At 43.1% G+C, this 17,641-nt stretch carries 16 protein-coding genes and 1 rRNA gene; 7 read left to right on the top strand and 10 right to left on the bottom strand.

Going from position 1 to position 17,641, the window contains the following annotated elements:
- Window positions 1-22: 22 nt before the first annotated feature.
- The 6 genes from rrf to E0H88_RS11420 all read left to right on the top strand — a co-directional run bounded on the left by rrf (window position 23) and on the right by E0H88_RS11420 (window position 6,302).
- Window positions 23-137: ribosomal RNA gene (rrf, locus tag E0H88_RS11445) — 5S ribosomal RNA — on the top strand.
- Between the two features lie 339 nt (window positions 138-476).
- Complete coding sequence (locus E0H88_RS11440; protein ID WP_092820555.1) at window positions 477-1,823, top strand: MFS transporter; 1,347 nt, start codon at window positions 477-479, stop codon at window positions 1,821-1,823.
- 323 nt (window positions 1,824-2,146) lie between these two features.
- Window positions 2,147-3,496, top strand: a complete 1,350-nt coding sequence (locus tag E0H88_RS11435) for an aromatic acid/H+ symport family MFS transporter (RefSeq protein ID WP_131274250.1) — start codon at window positions 2,147-2,149, stop codon at window positions 3,494-3,496.
- Between the two features lie 96 nt (window positions 3,497-3,592).
- Window positions 3,593-4,429: a hypothetical protein gene (locus E0H88_RS11430; protein WP_131274249.1), complete on the top strand. Its 837-nt coding sequence runs from the start codon at window positions 3,593-3,595 to the stop codon at window positions 4,427-4,429.
- 46 nt (window positions 4,430-4,475) lie between these two features.
- Window positions 4,476-4,799 carry an ankyrin repeat domain-containing protein gene (locus E0H88_RS11425; RefSeq protein ID WP_131274248.1) on the top strand — a complete coding sequence of 108 codons (324 nt, stop codon included), beginning with the start codon at window positions 4,476-4,478 and terminating at the stop codon, window positions 4,797-4,799.
- 318 nt (window positions 4,800-5,117) lie between these two features.
- Window positions 5,118-6,302 (top strand): PQQ-dependent sugar dehydrogenase, encoded by a 1,185-nt coding sequence (locus E0H88_RS11420; RefSeq protein WP_131274247.1) that lies wholly within the window; start codon window positions 5,118-5,120, stop codon window positions 6,300-6,302.
- A 362-nt stretch (window positions 6,303-6,664) separates the two neighbouring features.
- Here the strand turns inward: E0H88_RS11420 and E0H88_RS11415 are convergent, their stop codons facing one another.
- The 6 genes from E0H88_RS11415 to ribF all read right to left on the bottom strand — a co-directional run bounded on the left by E0H88_RS11415 (window position 6,665) and on the right by ribF (window position 12,869).
- Window positions 6,665-6,826, bottom strand: a complete 162-nt coding sequence (locus E0H88_RS11415) for a TauD/TfdA family dioxygenase (protein WP_131274246.1) — start codon at window positions 6,824-6,826, stop codon at window positions 6,665-6,667.
- A 429-nt stretch (window positions 6,827-7,255) separates the two neighbouring features.
- The gene (locus tag E0H88_RS11410) at window positions 7,256-7,798 is read right to left on the bottom strand and encodes an NADPH-dependent FMN reductase (RefSeq protein WP_092820563.1); all 543 of its coding nucleotides are present in this window, start codon (window positions 7,796-7,798) and stop codon (window positions 7,256-7,258) included.
- 149 nt (window positions 7,799-7,947) lie between these two features.
- On the bottom strand, window positions 7,948-8,430 hold the full coding sequence (locus tag E0H88_RS11405; RefSeq protein ID WP_092820565.1) for an FKBP-type peptidyl-prolyl cis-trans isomerase: 483 nt from the start codon (window positions 8,428-8,430) through the stop codon (window positions 7,948-7,950).
- Window positions 8,423-8,965, bottom strand: a complete 543-nt coding sequence (gene lspA / locus E0H88_RS11400) for a signal peptidase II (protein WP_086196606.1) — start codon at window positions 8,963-8,965, stop codon at window positions 8,423-8,425. Before lspA ends, E0H88_RS11405 begins: the two co-directional genes overlap by 8 nt.
- Window positions 8,958-11,804: an isoleucine--tRNA ligase gene (ileS, locus tag E0H88_RS11395; protein ID WP_131274245.1), complete on the bottom strand. Its 2,847-nt coding sequence runs from the start codon at window positions 11,802-11,804 to the stop codon at window positions 8,958-8,960. Before ileS ends, lspA begins: the two co-directional genes overlap by 8 nt.
- 63 nt (window positions 11,805-11,867) lie before the next feature.
- A complete protein-coding gene (gene ribF, locus E0H88_RS11390; RefSeq protein WP_131274244.1) occupies window positions 11,868-12,869 on the bottom strand; it encodes a riboflavin biosynthesis protein RibF in 1,002 nt (333 codons plus the stop codon).
- A 320-nt stretch (window positions 12,870-13,189) separates the two neighbouring features.
- Between ribF and E0H88_RS11385 the strand changes: the two genes are divergently transcribed.
- Entirely contained in the window at window positions 13,190-13,762 is a 573-nt protein-coding gene (locus tag E0H88_RS11385) for a phosphorylase family protein (RefSeq protein WP_131274243.1), read from the top strand.
- A 70-nt stretch (window positions 13,763-13,832) separates the two neighbouring features.
- Here the strand turns inward: E0H88_RS11385 and E0H88_RS11380 are convergent, their stop codons facing one another.
- The 4 genes from E0H88_RS11380 to ssuD form a co-directional block, all read right to left on the bottom strand.
- Window positions 13,833-14,447: a TetR/AcrR family transcriptional regulator gene (locus E0H88_RS11380; RefSeq protein WP_092820571.1), complete on the bottom strand. Its 615-nt coding sequence runs from the start codon at window positions 14,445-14,447 to the stop codon at window positions 13,833-13,835.
- Between the two features lie 379 nt (window positions 14,448-14,826).
- Window positions 14,827-15,636: an ABC transporter ATP-binding protein gene (locus E0H88_RS11375; protein ID WP_131274242.1), complete on the bottom strand. Its 810-nt coding sequence runs from the start codon at window positions 15,634-15,636 to the stop codon at window positions 14,827-14,829.
- A 10-nt stretch (window positions 15,637-15,646) separates the two neighbouring features.
- Entirely contained in the window at window positions 15,647-16,462 is an 816-nt protein-coding gene (gene ssuC, locus E0H88_RS11370; protein ID WP_131274241.1) for an aliphatic sulfonate ABC transporter permease SsuC, read from the bottom strand.
- The gene (gene ssuD / locus E0H88_RS11365) at window positions 16,462-17,637 is read right to left on the bottom strand and encodes an FMNH2-dependent alkanesulfonate monooxygenase (protein ID WP_092820577.1); all 1,176 of its coding nucleotides are present in this window, start codon (window positions 17,635-17,637) and stop codon (window positions 16,462-16,464) included. Before ssuD ends, ssuC begins: the two co-directional genes overlap by 1 nt.
- Between the last annotated feature and the right edge of the window lie 4 nt (window positions 17,638-17,641).

Genomic DNA, 17,641 nt, shown 5'->3' with positions numbered 1-17,641 from the left:
GAACAAGTCCATAAACAGTTGTGCTGGCGACCATAGCAAGAGTGAACCACCTGATCCCTTCCCGAACTCAGAAGTGAAACCTCTTAGCGCTGATGGTAGTGTGGGATTACCCATGTGAGAGTAAGTCATCGCCAGCTCATTATTCAAAAGCCCCCTCTAATGAGGGGGCTTTTTTTATGCGTAGAATTTTTATTAAAAAGAAGAATGATTCAAAAAAACAATTCAATTTTACTTTCCTTGCCCCCAATTCAGCATTGTCAATTTAAAAATGGTTAAAAACTAAACTCAAGGGTCTAGAATTCTGGTCATTTTTAATACTTTAGTAGAGTGTTTACTCGAAAATGGCTGTGTTCAACTTAGTCTGTTACGAAAGCATACTGCTATAAATCATCGAAAATAATAAAAAGATTACAGATCATGTGCTGTGTCGTAGTAATAACAATTAATTAAAACTCACAATTGGAGGTGAGAAAAAAATGGCAGCAAACACGGTTAGTGTGAATGATGTGATTGATCAGGCAAAATTCACTAAATTTCACTTGAGCATTGTATTATGGTGTTTATTCATTGTTCTATTTGACGGATATGATTTAGCGATCAATGGTGTGGTTCTGCCTCTGCTGATGCAGGAGTGGGGCATGAGTGCTGTTCAAGCCGGTATGCTGGCAAGTACAGCACTCGCTGGCATGATGTTTGGAGCAATGCTGTTTGGTATGCTTGCAGACAAAATTGGTCGTAAAAAAGTTATTTTAATTTGCGTCTCTTTATTTAGTGGTTTTACATTTTTAGGTGGATTTGCAACGAATCCAACAGAGTTTGGTATTTTACGTTTTATTGCAGGTTTAGGGATTGGTGGCGTATTACCGAATCTCGTTGCTTTAACATCTGAATATGCGCCTAAACGTTTAAAAAGTACACTTGTAACCACAATGTTTAGTGGTTATGCCGTAGGCGGTATTATGGCTGCATTATGTGGTTCCTGGTTTGCACCAAGCTTTGGCTGGAAAATTATGTTCTTCATTGCAGGTATTCCATTACTTTTTGTGCCACTTTTTTGGAAATTCTTACCTGAGTCTTTAACTTTCCTGGTTAAAGAACAAAAAATGAATGAAGCACGTCGTTTTATCAAACGAGTTGAGCCAACTGCAGACGTACGAGCAGATACTGAACTCGTTCTAGCAACAGGCGATCAGACACACAGTGCATCTGTAAAAGCTTTATTTTCAGAAAATCGTGCAACAGGAACATTCTTATTTTGGGTTGCTTTCTTCATGTGCTTACTCATGCTTTACGCACTTGGAAGTTGGTTACCAAAACTGATGATGGCTGCAGGTTATTCTTTAGGTAGCAGTTTAATGTTCTTATTAGCACTGAATATTGGTGCAGTGATCGGAACGATTGGTGGTGGTATTTTAGCAGACCGTTTTGACTTTAAACCTGTTCTTATTGGCATGTTAATTGTCGGTGTACTGTCTTTGGTTGGTTTAGGCTTTAATTCTCCACAGCCTGTTATTTACTTACTTGTCAGCTTGGCAGGTGCATCATCGATTGGTACAAGTATCTTGTTATATAGCTTTGTTGCTCAATACTATCCTGTTGCAGTACGTTCTACTGGTATTGGTTGGGCTTCTGCTGTGGGACGTACCGGTGCAATTGTTGGTCCAATCGTGATTGGTATGCTGCTTGGTATGGAATTACCACATAAATGGAACTTTATCGCGGTTGCAATTCCAGGCATTATCGGCATGATCGCTATTTCAATGATTCGTCAACCAAAACCTGTTCGCGTTGTAGTGAAACAATTGAAAACAGCCAAAATTTAAACTGCCGTCATTGGTCCATCCAGTTAAAAAAGCCCCTTTGAATTAAGGGGCTTTTGCATATCTTTTGTACAGAATCAAACCCATCAAAAAAGATAATCGATCTAAAAGGCCTGAATAGCCCAATTTACTTATAAAAATGATCATAAATTAATCTAATAATAATGTGATATATCAATCAAATAAATGTTATTCCAGTGCTCATAGAAGAATATCAATTAGTCTTATTGTGCGTTAAATCCGGCTTGCGTATATTGCGTCGAATTAAATATTCAGCCGAATATTTAAAGGATGTTACGGACAAGTACTCATGGGAGATGAGAACGATGACAATGGAAACTGTAGATATAAATTCTGTAGTCGACAATGCGAAATTTACGCCTTTTCACTTCAATGTAGTTGCTTGGTGTTTACTGGTAATTTTATTTGATGGTTATGATTTGGCAATTAATGGTGTAACTTTACCACTATTAATGAAGGACTGGGGCCTAAGTGCCGTTCAAGCGGGAATGCTTGCCAGTACAGCTCTTGCAGGCATGATGTTTGGTGCGATGATCTTTGGTTCCTTGGCGGACAAGATTGGTCGTAAAAAAGTGATCATGATCTGTATTGTTTTATTTAGCGGTTTAACCTTTGCAGGTGGTTTTGCTTCTAATCCAACTGAATTTGGTATTTTACGCTTCCTGGCCGGTCTGGGTATTGGCGGTGTGATGCCAAACCTGGTGGCATTGACTTCTGAATATGCTCCACAAAAAATGCGCAGCACACTTGTGACCACCATGTTTAGCGGTTATGCGGTCGGTGGTGTGATGGCGGCATTATTAGGTTCATGGTTTACGCCTGATTTTGGTTGGCAAATCATGTTCTTTATTGCAGGTATTCCTTTATTTTTACTGCCTGTAATCTGGAAATTCTTGCCTGAATCTTTATCGTTTATGGTAAAGCAAAACAAGCAGGCTGAGGCACGTCGTATTGTGCGTCGCTTGTCGCCAAATACCAAGGTTACGGACCAGACCACATTTACTTTGCCACAGGAAAGTGTACCTGAAGCGGCAAACGTGGTGAGCCTGTTCCGTCGTGGTCGTGCAACCAATACCTTATTGTTCTGGGTTGCATTCTTCACCTGCTTGCTGACCATGTATGCCTTGAGCAGCTGGTTACCGAAGCTGATGATGGCGGCAGGTTACTCGATGGATAACAGCCTGATGTTTATGATGGTCATGAACGTGGGTGCAGTGGTCGGTATTGTGGGCGGCGGTATTCTTGCAGACCGTTTCCACTTGAAACCGGTATTGATGTGTTTAGGTATGATGGGTGCGATTGTGATGAGCTCAATGGGCTTTGCGTCTAACCAGTTCTTACTTTACATCTTGGTGTTCTTGGCAGGTGCAGCATCGATTGGTTCGCAAATGTTGCTGTATAGCTACGTGGCGCAGTTCTATCCACTTGCAGTACGTTCGACAGGTATTGGCTGGTCGTCTGCGATTGGTCGTATGGGCGCGATTGTAGGGCCGATTTTGATTGGTGGCTTACTGGGCATGAACCTGCCTGCACATTTCAACTTTATTGCAGTCGGCTTACCGGTGCTAATTACTGCAATTGCAGTTGCATTGATTATGCATGACGATGAGTCTGAAAAGATTAGTTCAGCTGAACCGGCTGTGTCTAAAGCTTAAACATTAAGTTTAAAAAGAAGCCTCCGAAAGGAGGCTTTTTTGATTTTTAGAGCTATGATAAAACAATAATAATTATAATGATTTATAGGCATCTTATTGAATAGTTTAATTACAAAGTATTATCAAGAATTTGAGTCATACCAAGCAGTGTGGAAATTTAAAAACACGATATTTCTTTTCTTGATCATTTCTATGCTTATATTTTTCTCAAGTTCAATCTGCTATTTCTATTTTATAAAGTCTATAGCTAAAGAAACTCAAAATATTATTTTGTGGATTATGGTTTTAGCAGAAGTTTTCACTTTCTATCTATTTTATGGTATAGAAAAACAAAGAAATGAAATTGTTAAGGAAAAATTCCGTAAACTATATAAAAATGATCAGCTTTCTTTACAACAAATTAAAAAAAGATGGCTTCGTGAAGCATTGGCTATACCTAACCATGAATATATAAATTTAATCGAAAAAATTGAAAAATATTATTTAACTCAGTCCAACTATAAAGGGATACATCTTACGAGGGAGAAAATTTATAATTTTATTTTCTCAACTGATTCCAAGAATCGTGTCTTAGCAATGTTCATGGGGCTAGTCGCATTATTTACAGCATTATTAATTTCAACAGGTATAAATATTGAGAATATCTTTGCTATTTTCCAGTCAATTCATATTTTCAAGACTCTGCTGTTTATAGGCTTTATTAGTATTTGTTTATTCGGGGCTTTTTATATTGTGAAATATACAATTTTTATGACGATAAGTCTTTTAGAATTTATTTTCGATAATTCTTTGAATAGAAATAAAATCAGTAAAAGAAAAAAAGAGCTTTTTATTGCACAGCTTTTACAATTTGCAGAATTTCCTAAACATAGAAAAAGGATACATGCCTCTTTACAAGTATCAAAAAATTTAGATAGTGATACAGTCGAATAAAGAATTTGATTTTATAATTAGGATAAATATTAGGGTTATGTAATCTATGGAATTTAATTCGATCTCCCCAATCCCTGAAGATGACGACGAACTGCATCTTCCTGAACTGGTGTACTGGGCATCGCTAGGCGACATTGACCAGGTTGAACAGGCTTTACAGGAAGGTCTGGACGTCAACTCTGCCGATGAAGAAGGCTATAGCGCCTTACATGCAGCAGCTGAAAATGATCATTTAGAAGTCGTTAAACTATTGATCAGTAAAGGCGCAGATGTCGATCATCGCAGTACCTATACCGCTTTGGAGCTTGCTGAAATGGCAGGTAATAAAGAAGTCGTAGCTTACCTTAAAAGCTTAAAAGGACTATCCTGATAAAAAAGAAGCCCCATCATCCTGATAGGGCTTCTTTATATGGGTTGCCTAGGTATAACTCCTGTCGTACCTCACATCCTGATGCTCAAACATTATTATTGTTGTTTTCTGTTTGGGAAACTTCCTGTCTCCTGATGAGTTCAGAATAAGAAATTTATCTTGAAGGAGATAGAGGCCAATAGAACCATTTTGTGTACGCTATGTCTTACATAACCCACCAGACCAAATGAAAGTTTGTTACCAATAAAAAATAGTGATTTTCAATATTGTACTTAGAATAAAACGGGTGAGCTCTTTGAATGGCAGAGGATAATCAGAATGAAAATATTCCGACAGCGTATGCTGAGCACCATCATATTGATCAGTACAGCAGGTTTAACCGCGTGTAATGCACAAACTGATGCTGTAAATCCGGCAGCCAAGTCAGCCGCAGAAACTGCATCTTCCAAACCTTCTTCAGGTTCAGTCAATCAAAGGTATAAACTGACGCGCATTGCAGAATTTAATGAACCCTGGGCCATGACAGGGCTGAAGGATGGCCGTTTACTGGTCACTGAACGAAAGGGAAAGTTACAGCTATTTGACCCCAAAACCAGACAAAAAGTTGAAGTCAAAGGCATACCTAAAGTGGCCTATGGCGGGCAAGGCGGTTTGGGCGATATCGCCTTGCATCCACAATTTGAACAAAACCATATCATTTACTTCAGTTATGCCGAAGCAGGACAGGGCGGTTATGGTGCTGCCGTTGCCCGGGGTGAATTAGATTTATCTAATAGTCAGCAACCGCAAGTTAAAAATTTAAAAACCATATGGAAACAGGTACCTAAAGTACAAGGGCAGGGACATTATGCCCATCGGCTCCTGTTTGGTCAGGATGGAAAGTTATGGATTAGCTCGGGTGAACGCCAAAAGTTTGATCCGGCGCAAAATATGCAATCCAATTTAGGCAAAATATTGCGTCTCAATGAGGATGGAACGCCTGCTGCAGGTAATCCGTTTAGCAGTCAGGGCGAAGTTGCAAAACAGGTCTGGTCGTTGGGACATCGCAATCCATTAGGCATTGCATTTGATGCACAAGGCAAACTTTGGGTGGTTGAAATGGGTCCCAAAGGTGGCGATGAACTGAACCTGATTGTAAAAGGTGAAAATTACGGTTATCCGCTGGTTTCAAATGGCGATCATTATGATGGCAGAGATATTCCTGACCATCATACCCGCCCTGAATTTAAAGCGCCTGAAATCAGCTGGACACCCGTCATCTCTCCATCCAGCCTGATTTTTTATCAGGGTTCCCAATTTCCTGCATGGAAAAACAAAGCCCTGATTGGCGGTCTATCTTCCAAATCCATTGTGGTGGTGGATACAGCAATGAAACCTGTGACTGAAGTACAACGCGTGGATATGAAGCAACGTATCCGTGATGTGCTGGAAGCCCCGGATGGCTCTATTTGGGTGCTGGAAGATGGTAACAATGCCAGACTGCTGAAAATGACGGCGAAATAAGGTGATTAATAGATATCTTTCATAAATCAAAAATATGTTCAATCTTAATTTTTTTTAATTCAGCACAGCCTCATTTGATGGATTTCATTTTGATGCCTTTGCGTAGGCAATATCGCTACTTTTGAAAGGTCAAAAGTAGCCAAAAACCTTTTGTTTCCCATACACGACTTCCTTGTCGTGATGGGAAACGTGTGGCATCCATGCCACACTCATGAATCCAATACCTGCTAAAAAATCAATTTTTTATTTTAGTATTATTAAATACTTATAGTCATTGAAAATGATTTATGAAATAAATTTAATAAAGTTCAAAAGCCCCTGATGGGGCTTTTAGAATAATTGATATTCATGACTGCACTGAATCAGGCTGCGTAATGTTCATCTGTATTAAACGCATTGGCCTGTATCTGGATCAGTTTACGGTTGCCTTGTTCGCCATTCATGCGCCAATGGGCGATCTTGATATTATCCACAATGGCTACATCACCTTTCTGCCATTGCAGTAACAGGGCATCCCGGTACATGGCATCAAAAAAGGCCTGCTTGTCTTGATCGTTCCATTTTATTATTTTGTTGAGGATGGCTGGAATAATTCTGAGGATTATTCCTTTGATTCCTCATTTTTGCATGGGTGTAATTATAGAGTTTGAAATTTGCATCTCATGTAAATTTTGATCGTTTGGGTTCAAGTTTTCGATAAATGGTCAGTCAGATCACAGTCATGTATAAAGAAAAAACCCCGACATCCTGTCGGGGTTTTTCATATTCATTCTAAGGTATAACTCCTGTCGTACCTTGCAGCATCCTGCTGTTATTTTCGCTTATCTTTTTAGTTTTAAGCTTAGAGACTTCCTGTCTCGGTATGAGTTAAATATATCGTGAAAAATAATGTGTGAAAAGGAGATATATTCTTCAAATCTTGTAAGCTTAAACGTACAACGTTTTCCAACACATCAAGAACTTACGTATTGAATCAGTTTATTCAGCACGTCCTTTAAGGTCTTCTGGTCAAACTCATTTGGTTCAAATTCTTCGGTTTTATTACGTGAAAAAATATCGCGAATTTCAATGACCGCATTACTGTCGATTAAACCGAGTTGTGTGCCCACCTGGCGAATCTGGTCTATGGAACGGGAGCCATTGGTTGCACCGTAGCCAATATAGGCAGCCGGTTTGCCTTGCCATTCTTTACCGACGTAATCGAGTGCATTTTTAAGCGCCGGACTGTAGCCATGATTATATTCAGGACTGATAAAAATAAAGGCATCGCCCGAAGCCACTTTATCTGCCCAGTCTTGTTGTTTGGGTTGATCATAAATGCCTGTTATAGGCGGATGGCTACCGGCAAAAATCGGCAGATTCCATTCTTTTAAATCGACCAGTTCGGCCTGAACGGTACTAAAATTGGCCTGATCGATACTGCGTTTTACCCAGCGTGCCACTTTAATGGCAGTCCGGCCTTCACGCACGCTACCCACGACAATATATATTTTCATGTATGATCCCTGGTTTTTTGAATTTTCGTCTTTAACTTATTATGAATGTTATTTATTGAATATTAGGGATTTGTATCTTCCAATCCTTGTATAAAAAACAGAAAATAAAAAGCTCCCGAAGGAGCTTTTAAAGGTATAGGGCTGAAACCTTACATAATTTTAATGCCTTGCTGACCCGCAGGCGTTACTTTAAAGATTTCCACTTCAAAAGTAATATCCTTACCGGCAAGCGGGTGGTTAAAGTCAATTTCGGTAATGTCTTCACCGACCGATTTCACCACACCAAACAGGCTTTGCTTGGCTTTATCTTCAAACTCAATCATATGACCCACAACAGGTGTCTGTTCGAATTTAACCGTGTCAAACTTTTGTACGTTTTCAGGATTCCATGGACCAAAAGCCTCTTCAGGAGGAAGACTCACGGTACGACGGTCCCCAGCACGTAGACCAAACAGGGCTTTTTCGAAGCCTGGCAACAAACTGCCATCACCCATTACCAGGCTGACAGGCGTTTCACGGCTGCGGGTGTTGTCAATTTCCACGCCATTTTCAATAGCGACCGAAAAATGCAGCTCAACTTTAGAGCCTGCTGCAATTCGGGTTTCTTCATTCGGATTAATAATTTCAGTCATTTTGTTGCGCTTCCGCACGTTGAATACGGTGTTTTTCCAGGAAAAACGTATCGATCAGGAGCAAGATCGTGCCTACGGTAATGGCACTATCGGCAATATTAAAAGCAGGAAAGTGGCTGTTGTTGTAATAAACGTGAATAAAATCGACCACATAACCCAAAGTTACACGGTCAATCAGGTTACCGATGGCGCCACCTAAAATCAGGGCAATCGCCATGGGTAAAATCACGATCTTTTTTGGCATCCGCATCAGCCAAAATACAAAAATCACAGACACTAATGCTGCCAGTGAAGTAAAGAAATAACGTTGCCATCCACCGGCATCGGACAAGAAACTAAAGGCTGCGCCATAGTTATGTAGCAATGTCCAGTTTAAAAAGGGCAGTACAGGGACCGGATCTGCATAGTTCAGATGGGTCGTTGCAAACCATTTGGTCCATTGATCCAGAATAATCGCCACAATGGATAATCCGACCCACACAAGATTGTGCGGGTAGAACTGAAATAAGCCCTTTTTATTTTGCGGATTAGGCATACTTTCTCTCTTCGCCTTGACCTGTAGGAAGGTTAATAATACAACGAGAACAAAGACCTGGATGTTCATGATGTGTATTCACATCAGGCAAGACATGCCAGCAGCGTGCACATTTTTCACCATCGGCCGCTGAAACTTTCACACGTAAACCTTCCAGATCGCTTGCTTCGCCTTGTGCTTCATCAAAGGCATTTACTGCCACTTGTGAAGTAATCAGGACAAAACGAAGTTCATCGTTTAACTGATCCAGTACCGCTTTCAATTCGGCATTGGCCCACAGTTCAACTTTGGCAGACAGGTTAGAACCAATCAGTTTGGCATTACGCGCTGCTTCAATTTGCTTGTTCACCGCAGACTTAACGCTAATTAAAGTCTGCCAGTCGGCTTCTGAAACCAGGTTCGCAGTTGAAGCCACCGGAATGTCATACCATTCCGCGGTGAATACGTATTTCTCGCTTTGACCTGGAATTAAAGGCCAAGCTTCTTGTGCGGTAAAGCTCAAGATTGGCGCCATCCAGCGTACAAAGGCCTGGACCAGGTGATACAGCGCAGTTTGGGCAGAATGACGTGCCTGTGAATCTGCCTTGGTTGTGTATTGACGGTCTTTGATGATGTCGAGATAGAAACCACCCAGGTCGTTAATACAGAAGTTGGTCAGCGCGTTCGTGACGATATGGAAGTTCATATCTTCATAAGCTTGCTGAATGGTTTTTTGTACGTCGCTTGCGCGTTGCAGGATGTATTGATCCAAGGCAATCAATTGATCGACTTGCAAAGCATCGGTTGCAGGCTGGAAGCCGTTCAGGTTTGCCAGCAAGAAACGCAAGGTATTACGGATACGGCGGTAACCGTCCGAAGCACGGCTAAAGATTTCCTTACCAGCCGTCATTTCATAACGGTAATCCGCAGATGCGATCCAGAAGCGTAAGCCGTCTGCACCCATGTCTTTAATGATGTCTTGTGGGGTGATGATGTTACCCAACGACTTCGACATCTTGCGGCCTTTTTCATCGACCACGAAGCCGTGTGTCAACAAGCCTTTGTACGGTGCGCGTTCGTTAATCGCAATTGAAGTCAGCAATGAAGACTGGAACCAGCCACGGTGCTGGTCTGAACCTTCCAGGTACAAATCCGCAGGGTCTTGCAGTTCTTCACGTTCACGAAGTACGGCGTAGTGGGTTGTACCCGAGTCGAACCACACGTCCAGCGTATCGCGTACCGCATTGTAGTGTTCTGCATCTGTACCAATAAAGTCTTTCGCTTCACGGTTGTACCAGCCATCAATGCCTTCCTGTTCGATCAGTTTTGCAACTTCTTCAATCAGTTCAGGTGTACGTGGATGCAATTCGTTGGTGTCTTTGTGTACAAAGAATGGAATTGGCACGCCCCAGGTACGTTGACGTGAGATACACCAGTCCGGACGGCCTTCAATCATCGCCTGAATACGGTTTTTACCCCAATCCGGCACGAAGCTGATTTCATTTTCAATCGCGTTCAATGCGCCTTGGCGTAAACCTTTGGCATCCATGCTGATGAACCATTGCGGTGTTGCACGGAAGATAATCGGGGTTTTATGGCGCCAGCAGTGCGGGTAGCTGTGCTTGATTGGGTGATGTGCCCAAAGTTTGCCCGCTTCACTTAATGCTTCAATGATTTTGGGATTGGCTTTATAAATGTGTTCGCCGGCAAAAATAGGGGAAGTTGGCAGGTAAACACCATTACCACCGACTGGATTGTCAACTTTCAGGTTATATTGCAAGCCAACTTTATAGTCGTCCACACCGTGGCCAGGCGCCGTATGTACTGCACCGGTACCGCTGGTGGCAATGACGTGTTCACCCAAAATCACCGGTACTTGACGATCAGCGATTAATGGATGTTGCAGGACCAGATTCTCAAGTTTACTACCTGCAAAATCGGCAATCACTTCAACGGTTGTAAAGCCATAACGTTCAGTAGCAGATTCAACCAGATCTTTCGCCAGGATAAAGTTTTGAGCTTCTTTATCTTCACCACGTGCTTTGACCAATTGATATTCAATTTCAGCATGCAGGGCAACCGCCTGGTTGGCAGGCAATGTCCAAGGTGTTGTGGTCCAGATCACGATGTCGGTGCGGTCAGTCACTTGAACGCCTAAACGTGCAGACAGGTCTGCCAAGTCAACCACGCTGAAACCGACATCAATCGCATCCGATTTTTTATCTTCATATTCAACTTCAGCTTCTGCCAATGCCGAACCACAGTCCAGACACCAGTTCACCGGTTTTAAACCCGGTTCGATATGACCGGCTTTGGCAATTGCACCTAATGAACGCACGATGTCGGCTTCTTGCTTGAAGTTCATGGTGAGATATGGATTGTCCCAGTCACCGAACACGCCCATACGCACGAAGTCTTTTTTCTGTAATTCAACCTGGGTGTAGGCATATTCACGGCAGTGCTTGCGGAAAGTTGCGGCATCGACTTTCACGCCGACCTTACCGACTTTTTCTTCAACTTTCAGTTCGATTGGCAGACCGTGACAGTCCCAACCCGGCACATAAGGGGCATCATAGCCATCCATCACGCGGCTTTTGATGATGATGTCTTTTAAAACCTTATTGACTGCGTGACCTAAATGGATTTGACCGTTGGCGTACGGAGGGCCGTCATGAAGCACATATTTTTTCTTGCCAATACGCGATGCACGAATCTGCTGATAAATGTTGTCGGCATACCACTCTTCTAACCATTTTGCTTCACGTACTGCCAGATTTGCTTTCATTGCAAATTCAGTACCTGGGAGGTTTAGCGTGGCTTTATAATCCACTGCATTTTCAGGAGTTTGCTTATCGCTCATGCAAGTTGTCTTCCAATTTAATCAGCCTTGGGCTGACGCGTTTTACAATAAAAAATCTGGGATTTAAAAGGGAAAATGGGGCGTGTTTTGTCGAAACTCAAGCAGTTTCTCAACATCGTCATCAATTCCGGCTTTTAATGCTTCAAGCGAAGGGTAGTCCTTTTCGCCATGTAAATAGTGCAAGAATGTCACCCGCATTAACAGGCCATACAGATTAGCAGAAACATCAGGAAAATGTACTTCTAATCGCCATTCTGGATGGACTTGTTTGATGGCCGGTCGTGTGCCGACATGTCCGGCACCGAACAGGGCAGTAGGTTCATAGCCTGCAATGCCTGATTTTTCAGGATTGTCAGCCTTCACTTTATCTTTTAACGATAGGGTTTCACATACTACTTCGACGCCGTAAATCCCGTTTAGACAAGGTTTATGACGATTTAAAGCAACATTAATGGTTGGAAAATCAAGGGTTCGTCCAATCTGGTCACCGTATTGTACCCGACCGGTAATGCTATAGGGACGGCCGAGTAATTTGGCAGCCAGGGCTAAATCGCCTGCTTGCAGGGTCTGACGAATACGGGTCGAACTGACGCGTTCACCATCCAGTGCAACCGTGGTTAAGTTGGTGACCTGAAAACCATAGGCTCTTAAAAATTCACTATTGCCCTGACGGTTTTTGCCAAAGTGGAAGTCATCGCCCAATGCCAGGCTGTGGGCATTCAGTTTGAGTTTTAACAGTTCAGCAAAGTTTTCTGCATTGAGACTGCGGAAATGGTTATCAAATTTTGCAACGGCAATGTAGTCCACGCCCAGTTCGGTCAGATATTCCACTTTTTCACGCAGTGAAGTGATGCGTGGAGGAGCGTCATAACCCTTAAAAAATTCCAGAGGTTGCGGCTCGAAAATCATCACCAGGGTTTTTAGATTTTCTGCGGCTGCCAGCTGTTTTAACTGGCTAATCATCGCCTGATGGCCTAAATGTACACCGTCAAAATTACCAATGGTTACGGCCGTTTTTGGCAATTGAAAATTGGGCGCTAAAGCATTCAGGCGGAGCAGCTTCATGGGCGAATCAATAAGTGAAAAATTATCAGGGCTATATATTGCCATAATCTTACGCTTTCGTCTTGTTGTTGTGTTTTCATACAAAAAAATATTAAATTTCTTGCAAAAATAGGATGTAAAAAAAAATGCGTACAGCAGATTCCTGGCATGGAATGATTTTAAACTTGGTGATGCCAAGAAAAATAAATTTAAATATTCAAGTGAATGCGGGCTATTAAATTTTTGCACGCTAGCATGCTCACGATTTTAAATTTGCACTTGCTGGGTAATTCTTTTCTAATGTGCACAACTTTAAATTTGCACGTTACGAAGGTTTTGCTATGTCTGATCTGGCTTTAATTATGGCCTTGCCCAGTGAATCTAAAGGTCTGTTTGAGCAGGCAGGCATCGAAGTCCATTACAGCGGTATTGGCAAAGTCAATGCGGCCTTTAAAGCCTTTGAGGTGATTCACAAGACCGGTTGCAAGACCTTACTGAATTTGGGTACGGCGGGAAGTTCACATTTTAATGCGCATGAACTGGTGGAAGTCACAACCTTTGTGCAACGGGATATGGATGTCTCTCCGCTCGGTTTTGCAGTCGGGGTGACCCCTATGGATGAGGACCATCCGGCAGAAATTCATTTACAGTCCTATTTTCAGCATTTGCCTCAAGGCATCTGTGGAACGGGGGATAGCTTTGAAACAGGCCTGCCTAAAGTGCCATGCCATCTGGTCGATATGGAAGGCTATGCCATGGCCAAAGTGTGTAAAAAACTGGGGGTAAGATTTGTTTCAGTGAAATATATTACCGATGGGGCGAATGAAACTGCGCATCTGGATTGGGAAGAAAATTTATTGTTGGGTGCGCAAAAGCTATCAAAATTATATCAAACGATAAAAGAAGAACAGTGAAAGTGGCAATTCGGCGACCATAGAAAACTATGGTCGTATGCCAAAACTATCGTTGACGATAATTTAAGAGTTATGGACGGGGAATGACGCCATATAACATCATGTGTACCGTATGGTGAATACAACGTTGTTGCATACTGCGATTGCGTAAGGTTTTGCCGGTGACCATTTCCATCTGGACAGCAAAATCGGCATAGTTCTGGGTCAATGCCCAAATATTCAAAATCAGCAGTTCAGGGTCAATTTCTTTGGCAATTTTCCCCTGTTCTTGCCATGTGCTAATCACTTTAGCCTTGCGCTTGAACAGTTTCTTTAAAGGACCTTTTAGAATTGGCAAAATATGCGGAGCACCTTGAATCACTTCCAATGCAAACAGACGGGATGCTTTCGGTTGAGTACGCGATACTTCAATTTTTTGCAATAAATAATTGGTGATGGCTTCTTCAGGCTCTAGCTCTGATTCCAGCATTTGCAGTGGCGCAAGCCATTTCTGTAGAACGGTAGTGAGCACTTCTACATATAACGCTTCTTTATTTTCATAATAATAGAAAATATTTGATTTATGCATTTCAGCAATTTGAGCAATCTCGTCTAAGCTTGCCCCATTAAAACCGTAAAGGGAAAATACATCGAGTGCAGCATTCAGCAATTGATGTCTTTTTTGTGTACTCTTTTTTTGTTCCATTGGCAAATTTAAAAAATTAAAGGGGAAACATAAATTGTACGGCAAATCGTCAGATTTGTGCATAAGCAAAAGTTTTAATTTTATGAATAATGATGATTTATTTTGTAGATGAGCTATGAAATTACGATAAATTCAAAAAAGTAAAAAATTGAGGTAGAAAGATGGCTGTTTAGTACCCGATGCATATTCTCCAGTATTTCAGTCAGATTACAAATTAAAATATTGAGGCCAGGCAGGTGGTGCAATATGTGAGGGGAAGAGCCATCATTAAATAAAATTAAAGAATCTGTTTATCTTGCCTTTACATCATCTTGAGATCAGCGCCAATCAACTCCGGATTGATAAGCGCTTATTTTAAATCCTGATTCAAAAATAAAAATCAGGTCGCCAGTACGGCATTTAATACTTGTTGCTCGAGTTCATTAAAGGCGTAATCTTTTTGACGTGGTCGAGGCAAATCCACTTTAAACTGCTGGGCAATGTGTCCCTTATCTAACAGGATAATCCGGTCGGCCAGCTGCACGGCTTCGCTGACATCATGGGTTACCAGAATTGCGGTAAAACCCTGTTCGGTCCAGAGTTTTTCAATCAGGTTCTGCATGTCCAGACGGGTGAGTGCATCCAGTGCTCCTAAGGGCTCATCCAGTAGCAAGATACGGGGTTTATGCGATAAGGCCCGGGCCAGTGCCGTACGCTGACGCTGCCCCCCTGAAAGCTGCGATGGCCACAAGCCCGCTTTGTCTTTCAAGCCGACTTTTTCTAGCAGGGCAGAAGCATTGTCTTGCTGGTGTTTAGGTAAACCCAGCTGTACATTCTGCTCAATACTCCGCCATGGCAACAGTCGCGGGTCCTGGAACATGACCCGAATGTCATCGCTGGTGATGCCTTCGCGAATATGACGCGCCGATTTAAACTTGATTTCACCATAGCTCGGCTGTTCCAGATCGGCAATCAGACGCAGCAGGGTACTTTTACCGCAGCCACTGCGTCCGACAATGGCCAGGAATTCACCTGGCTGAATGTGCAGGTCCAGATCTTCCAGAACTTTGACTTCAGCATAGAATTTGTGCAGCTGTTCAATCAGAATTTCTGCACCGACTACAGCATGAGGATTGATATCGGTATGGTCAGGTTGTTGCGGTATTGGGCGTTCTTCAGATGCATGACGCCCGATGCTTAAATCAGTCATGTCTTATTCCTTATTTTTGATAGCCAGCATGCCAACGGAGCAGGTATTTTTCTAAAGCGACAGCCAGTACATCAGCCAGTTTACCCAGCAGGGCATACAGTAAAATTCCTACCAGGACCACATCAGTCTGTAAAAACTCACGTGCATTCATGGTCATGTAACCAATCCCGGATTGTGCAGAAATGGTTTCGGCCACAATCAGCAGCACCCAGACCAGACCCAGTGCAAAACGTAAACCGACCAGAATCGAAGGCATCGCACCCGGTAAAATAATTTCTTTATACAACTGCCAGCGCGTTAAACCGTAACTTTTGCCCATCTCGATCAGCTGCGGATCGACTGAACGAATGCCATGATAGGTATTAATATAAAGTGGGAAGAATACCCCGACAGCGACCAGAAACAGCTTGGCGGATTCATCAATTCCGAACCATAAAATCACCAAAGGAATGAGTGCCAAAGCCGGGATATTACGGATCATCTGTAAGGTGGTATCCAGCAGGGTGGATGCCGTCTTGGAAGAACCATTCAGCAGGCCGAGCAGTAAACCTAAACCGCCACCAACCAATAAACCGAGCAGGGCTCGTCCGGCACTGACTTTGACGTGTTGCCAGAGTTCACCACTGACCAGCAGCTGCCAGAATGCAGCCACGACCGCCGTCGGTGCAGGTAAAATGCGGCTTTCTAACTGCCCGGTACTGGAGGCAATTTGCCAGACCAGAATCAGGGCAATCGGGAACAGCCAGGGCAGCAAACGCTGCCCAAATGGTGTTCCACGTGAAACCTTGGGTTTGGCCAAGGCTTCCGTAGAAATGCTTTTGCTCATTAAGCCGGCTCCTGATGTTTCACTTCCTTCTTGGCCTCATCAGCAACATAGTTATTTGCCACAATTTCGCCAAAAGGACCAGTCAAGTTCGGTTGAGCCAGTTTTTTACGGGTTTCTAAAGGCAACAACGGGAATACCAGTTCGGCAAAACGGATGGATTCTTCCAGATGCGGGTAGCCTGAGAAAATAAAGGTATCAATGCCTAAATCGGCATATTCCTGAATGCGTGCAGCCACAGTTTCAGGGTCCCCCACCAGTGCCGTACCTGCACCGCCACGAACCAGGCCTACGCCTGCCCAAAGGTTTGGAGATACTTCAAGTTTAGTACGGTCACCGTTGTGCAGTTCAGCCATACGGCGTTGGCCGACGGAATCCATCTGCTTGAATTTTTGTTGTGCAGCGGCAATGGTTGCATCATCCACGTATTGAATCAGCTCTTCAGCAGCAGCCCATGCCTGTGCATTGGTTTCACGCACAATCACGTGTAAACGGATACCGTAACTTAAACTACGGCCTTTAGCCGCAGCTTTGGCTCTGACATTTTCAATTTTTTCTTTTACGGCTGCCGGTGGTTCACCCCAAGTCAGGTAAGTATCGACCTGGTCGGTGGCCAATTCCACGGCTGCATCGGAAGAGCCGCCAAACCAAAGCGGTGGATAAGGCTGCTGTACTGGTGGATAAAGCAGTTTTGCATCATCGACACTTAAATGTTCACCGTGGAAAGTGAAGCTTTCACCAGTATGTGAACGTTTTAAAATTTCACGCCAGATGGTGGTGTATTCAGCCGCAGTTTTATAGCGCGTCGCGTGATCTTCATACACGCCGTCACCTTTCAGCTCTTGCTCATCACCACCGGTGACCAGGTTCAGCCGAACGCGACCGCCAGACAAACGGTCAAAGGTTGCTGCCATACGTGCAGCCAGTGCAGGTGTGGTCACGCCTGGACGTAATGCCACCAGGAATTTCAGGTTTTTGGTGGCATCGATCAGGCTGGCGGCGGTAATCCATGGATCTTCACATGAACGGCCGGTTGGAATCAGTACGCCTTCATACCCCAGGTTATCTACCGCGACCGCAATCTGTTTCATATAAGCATGATCGACCTGACGGGCGCCTTTGCTTGTGCCTAAATAACGACTGTCACCATGCGTAGGAATAAACCAGAAAATTTTCATTGTA

The sequence above is a fragment of the Acinetobacter sp. ANC 4216 genome (assembly GCF_004331195.1).
In the GTDB taxonomy this organism is placed as follows: Bacteria; Pseudomonadota; Gammaproteobacteria; order Pseudomonadales; family Moraxellaceae; genus Acinetobacter; species Acinetobacter kookii.
The sequence above is the reverse complement of the archived record's forward strand: the minus strand, read 5'-3'. Positions and strand labels throughout refer to the sequence as shown.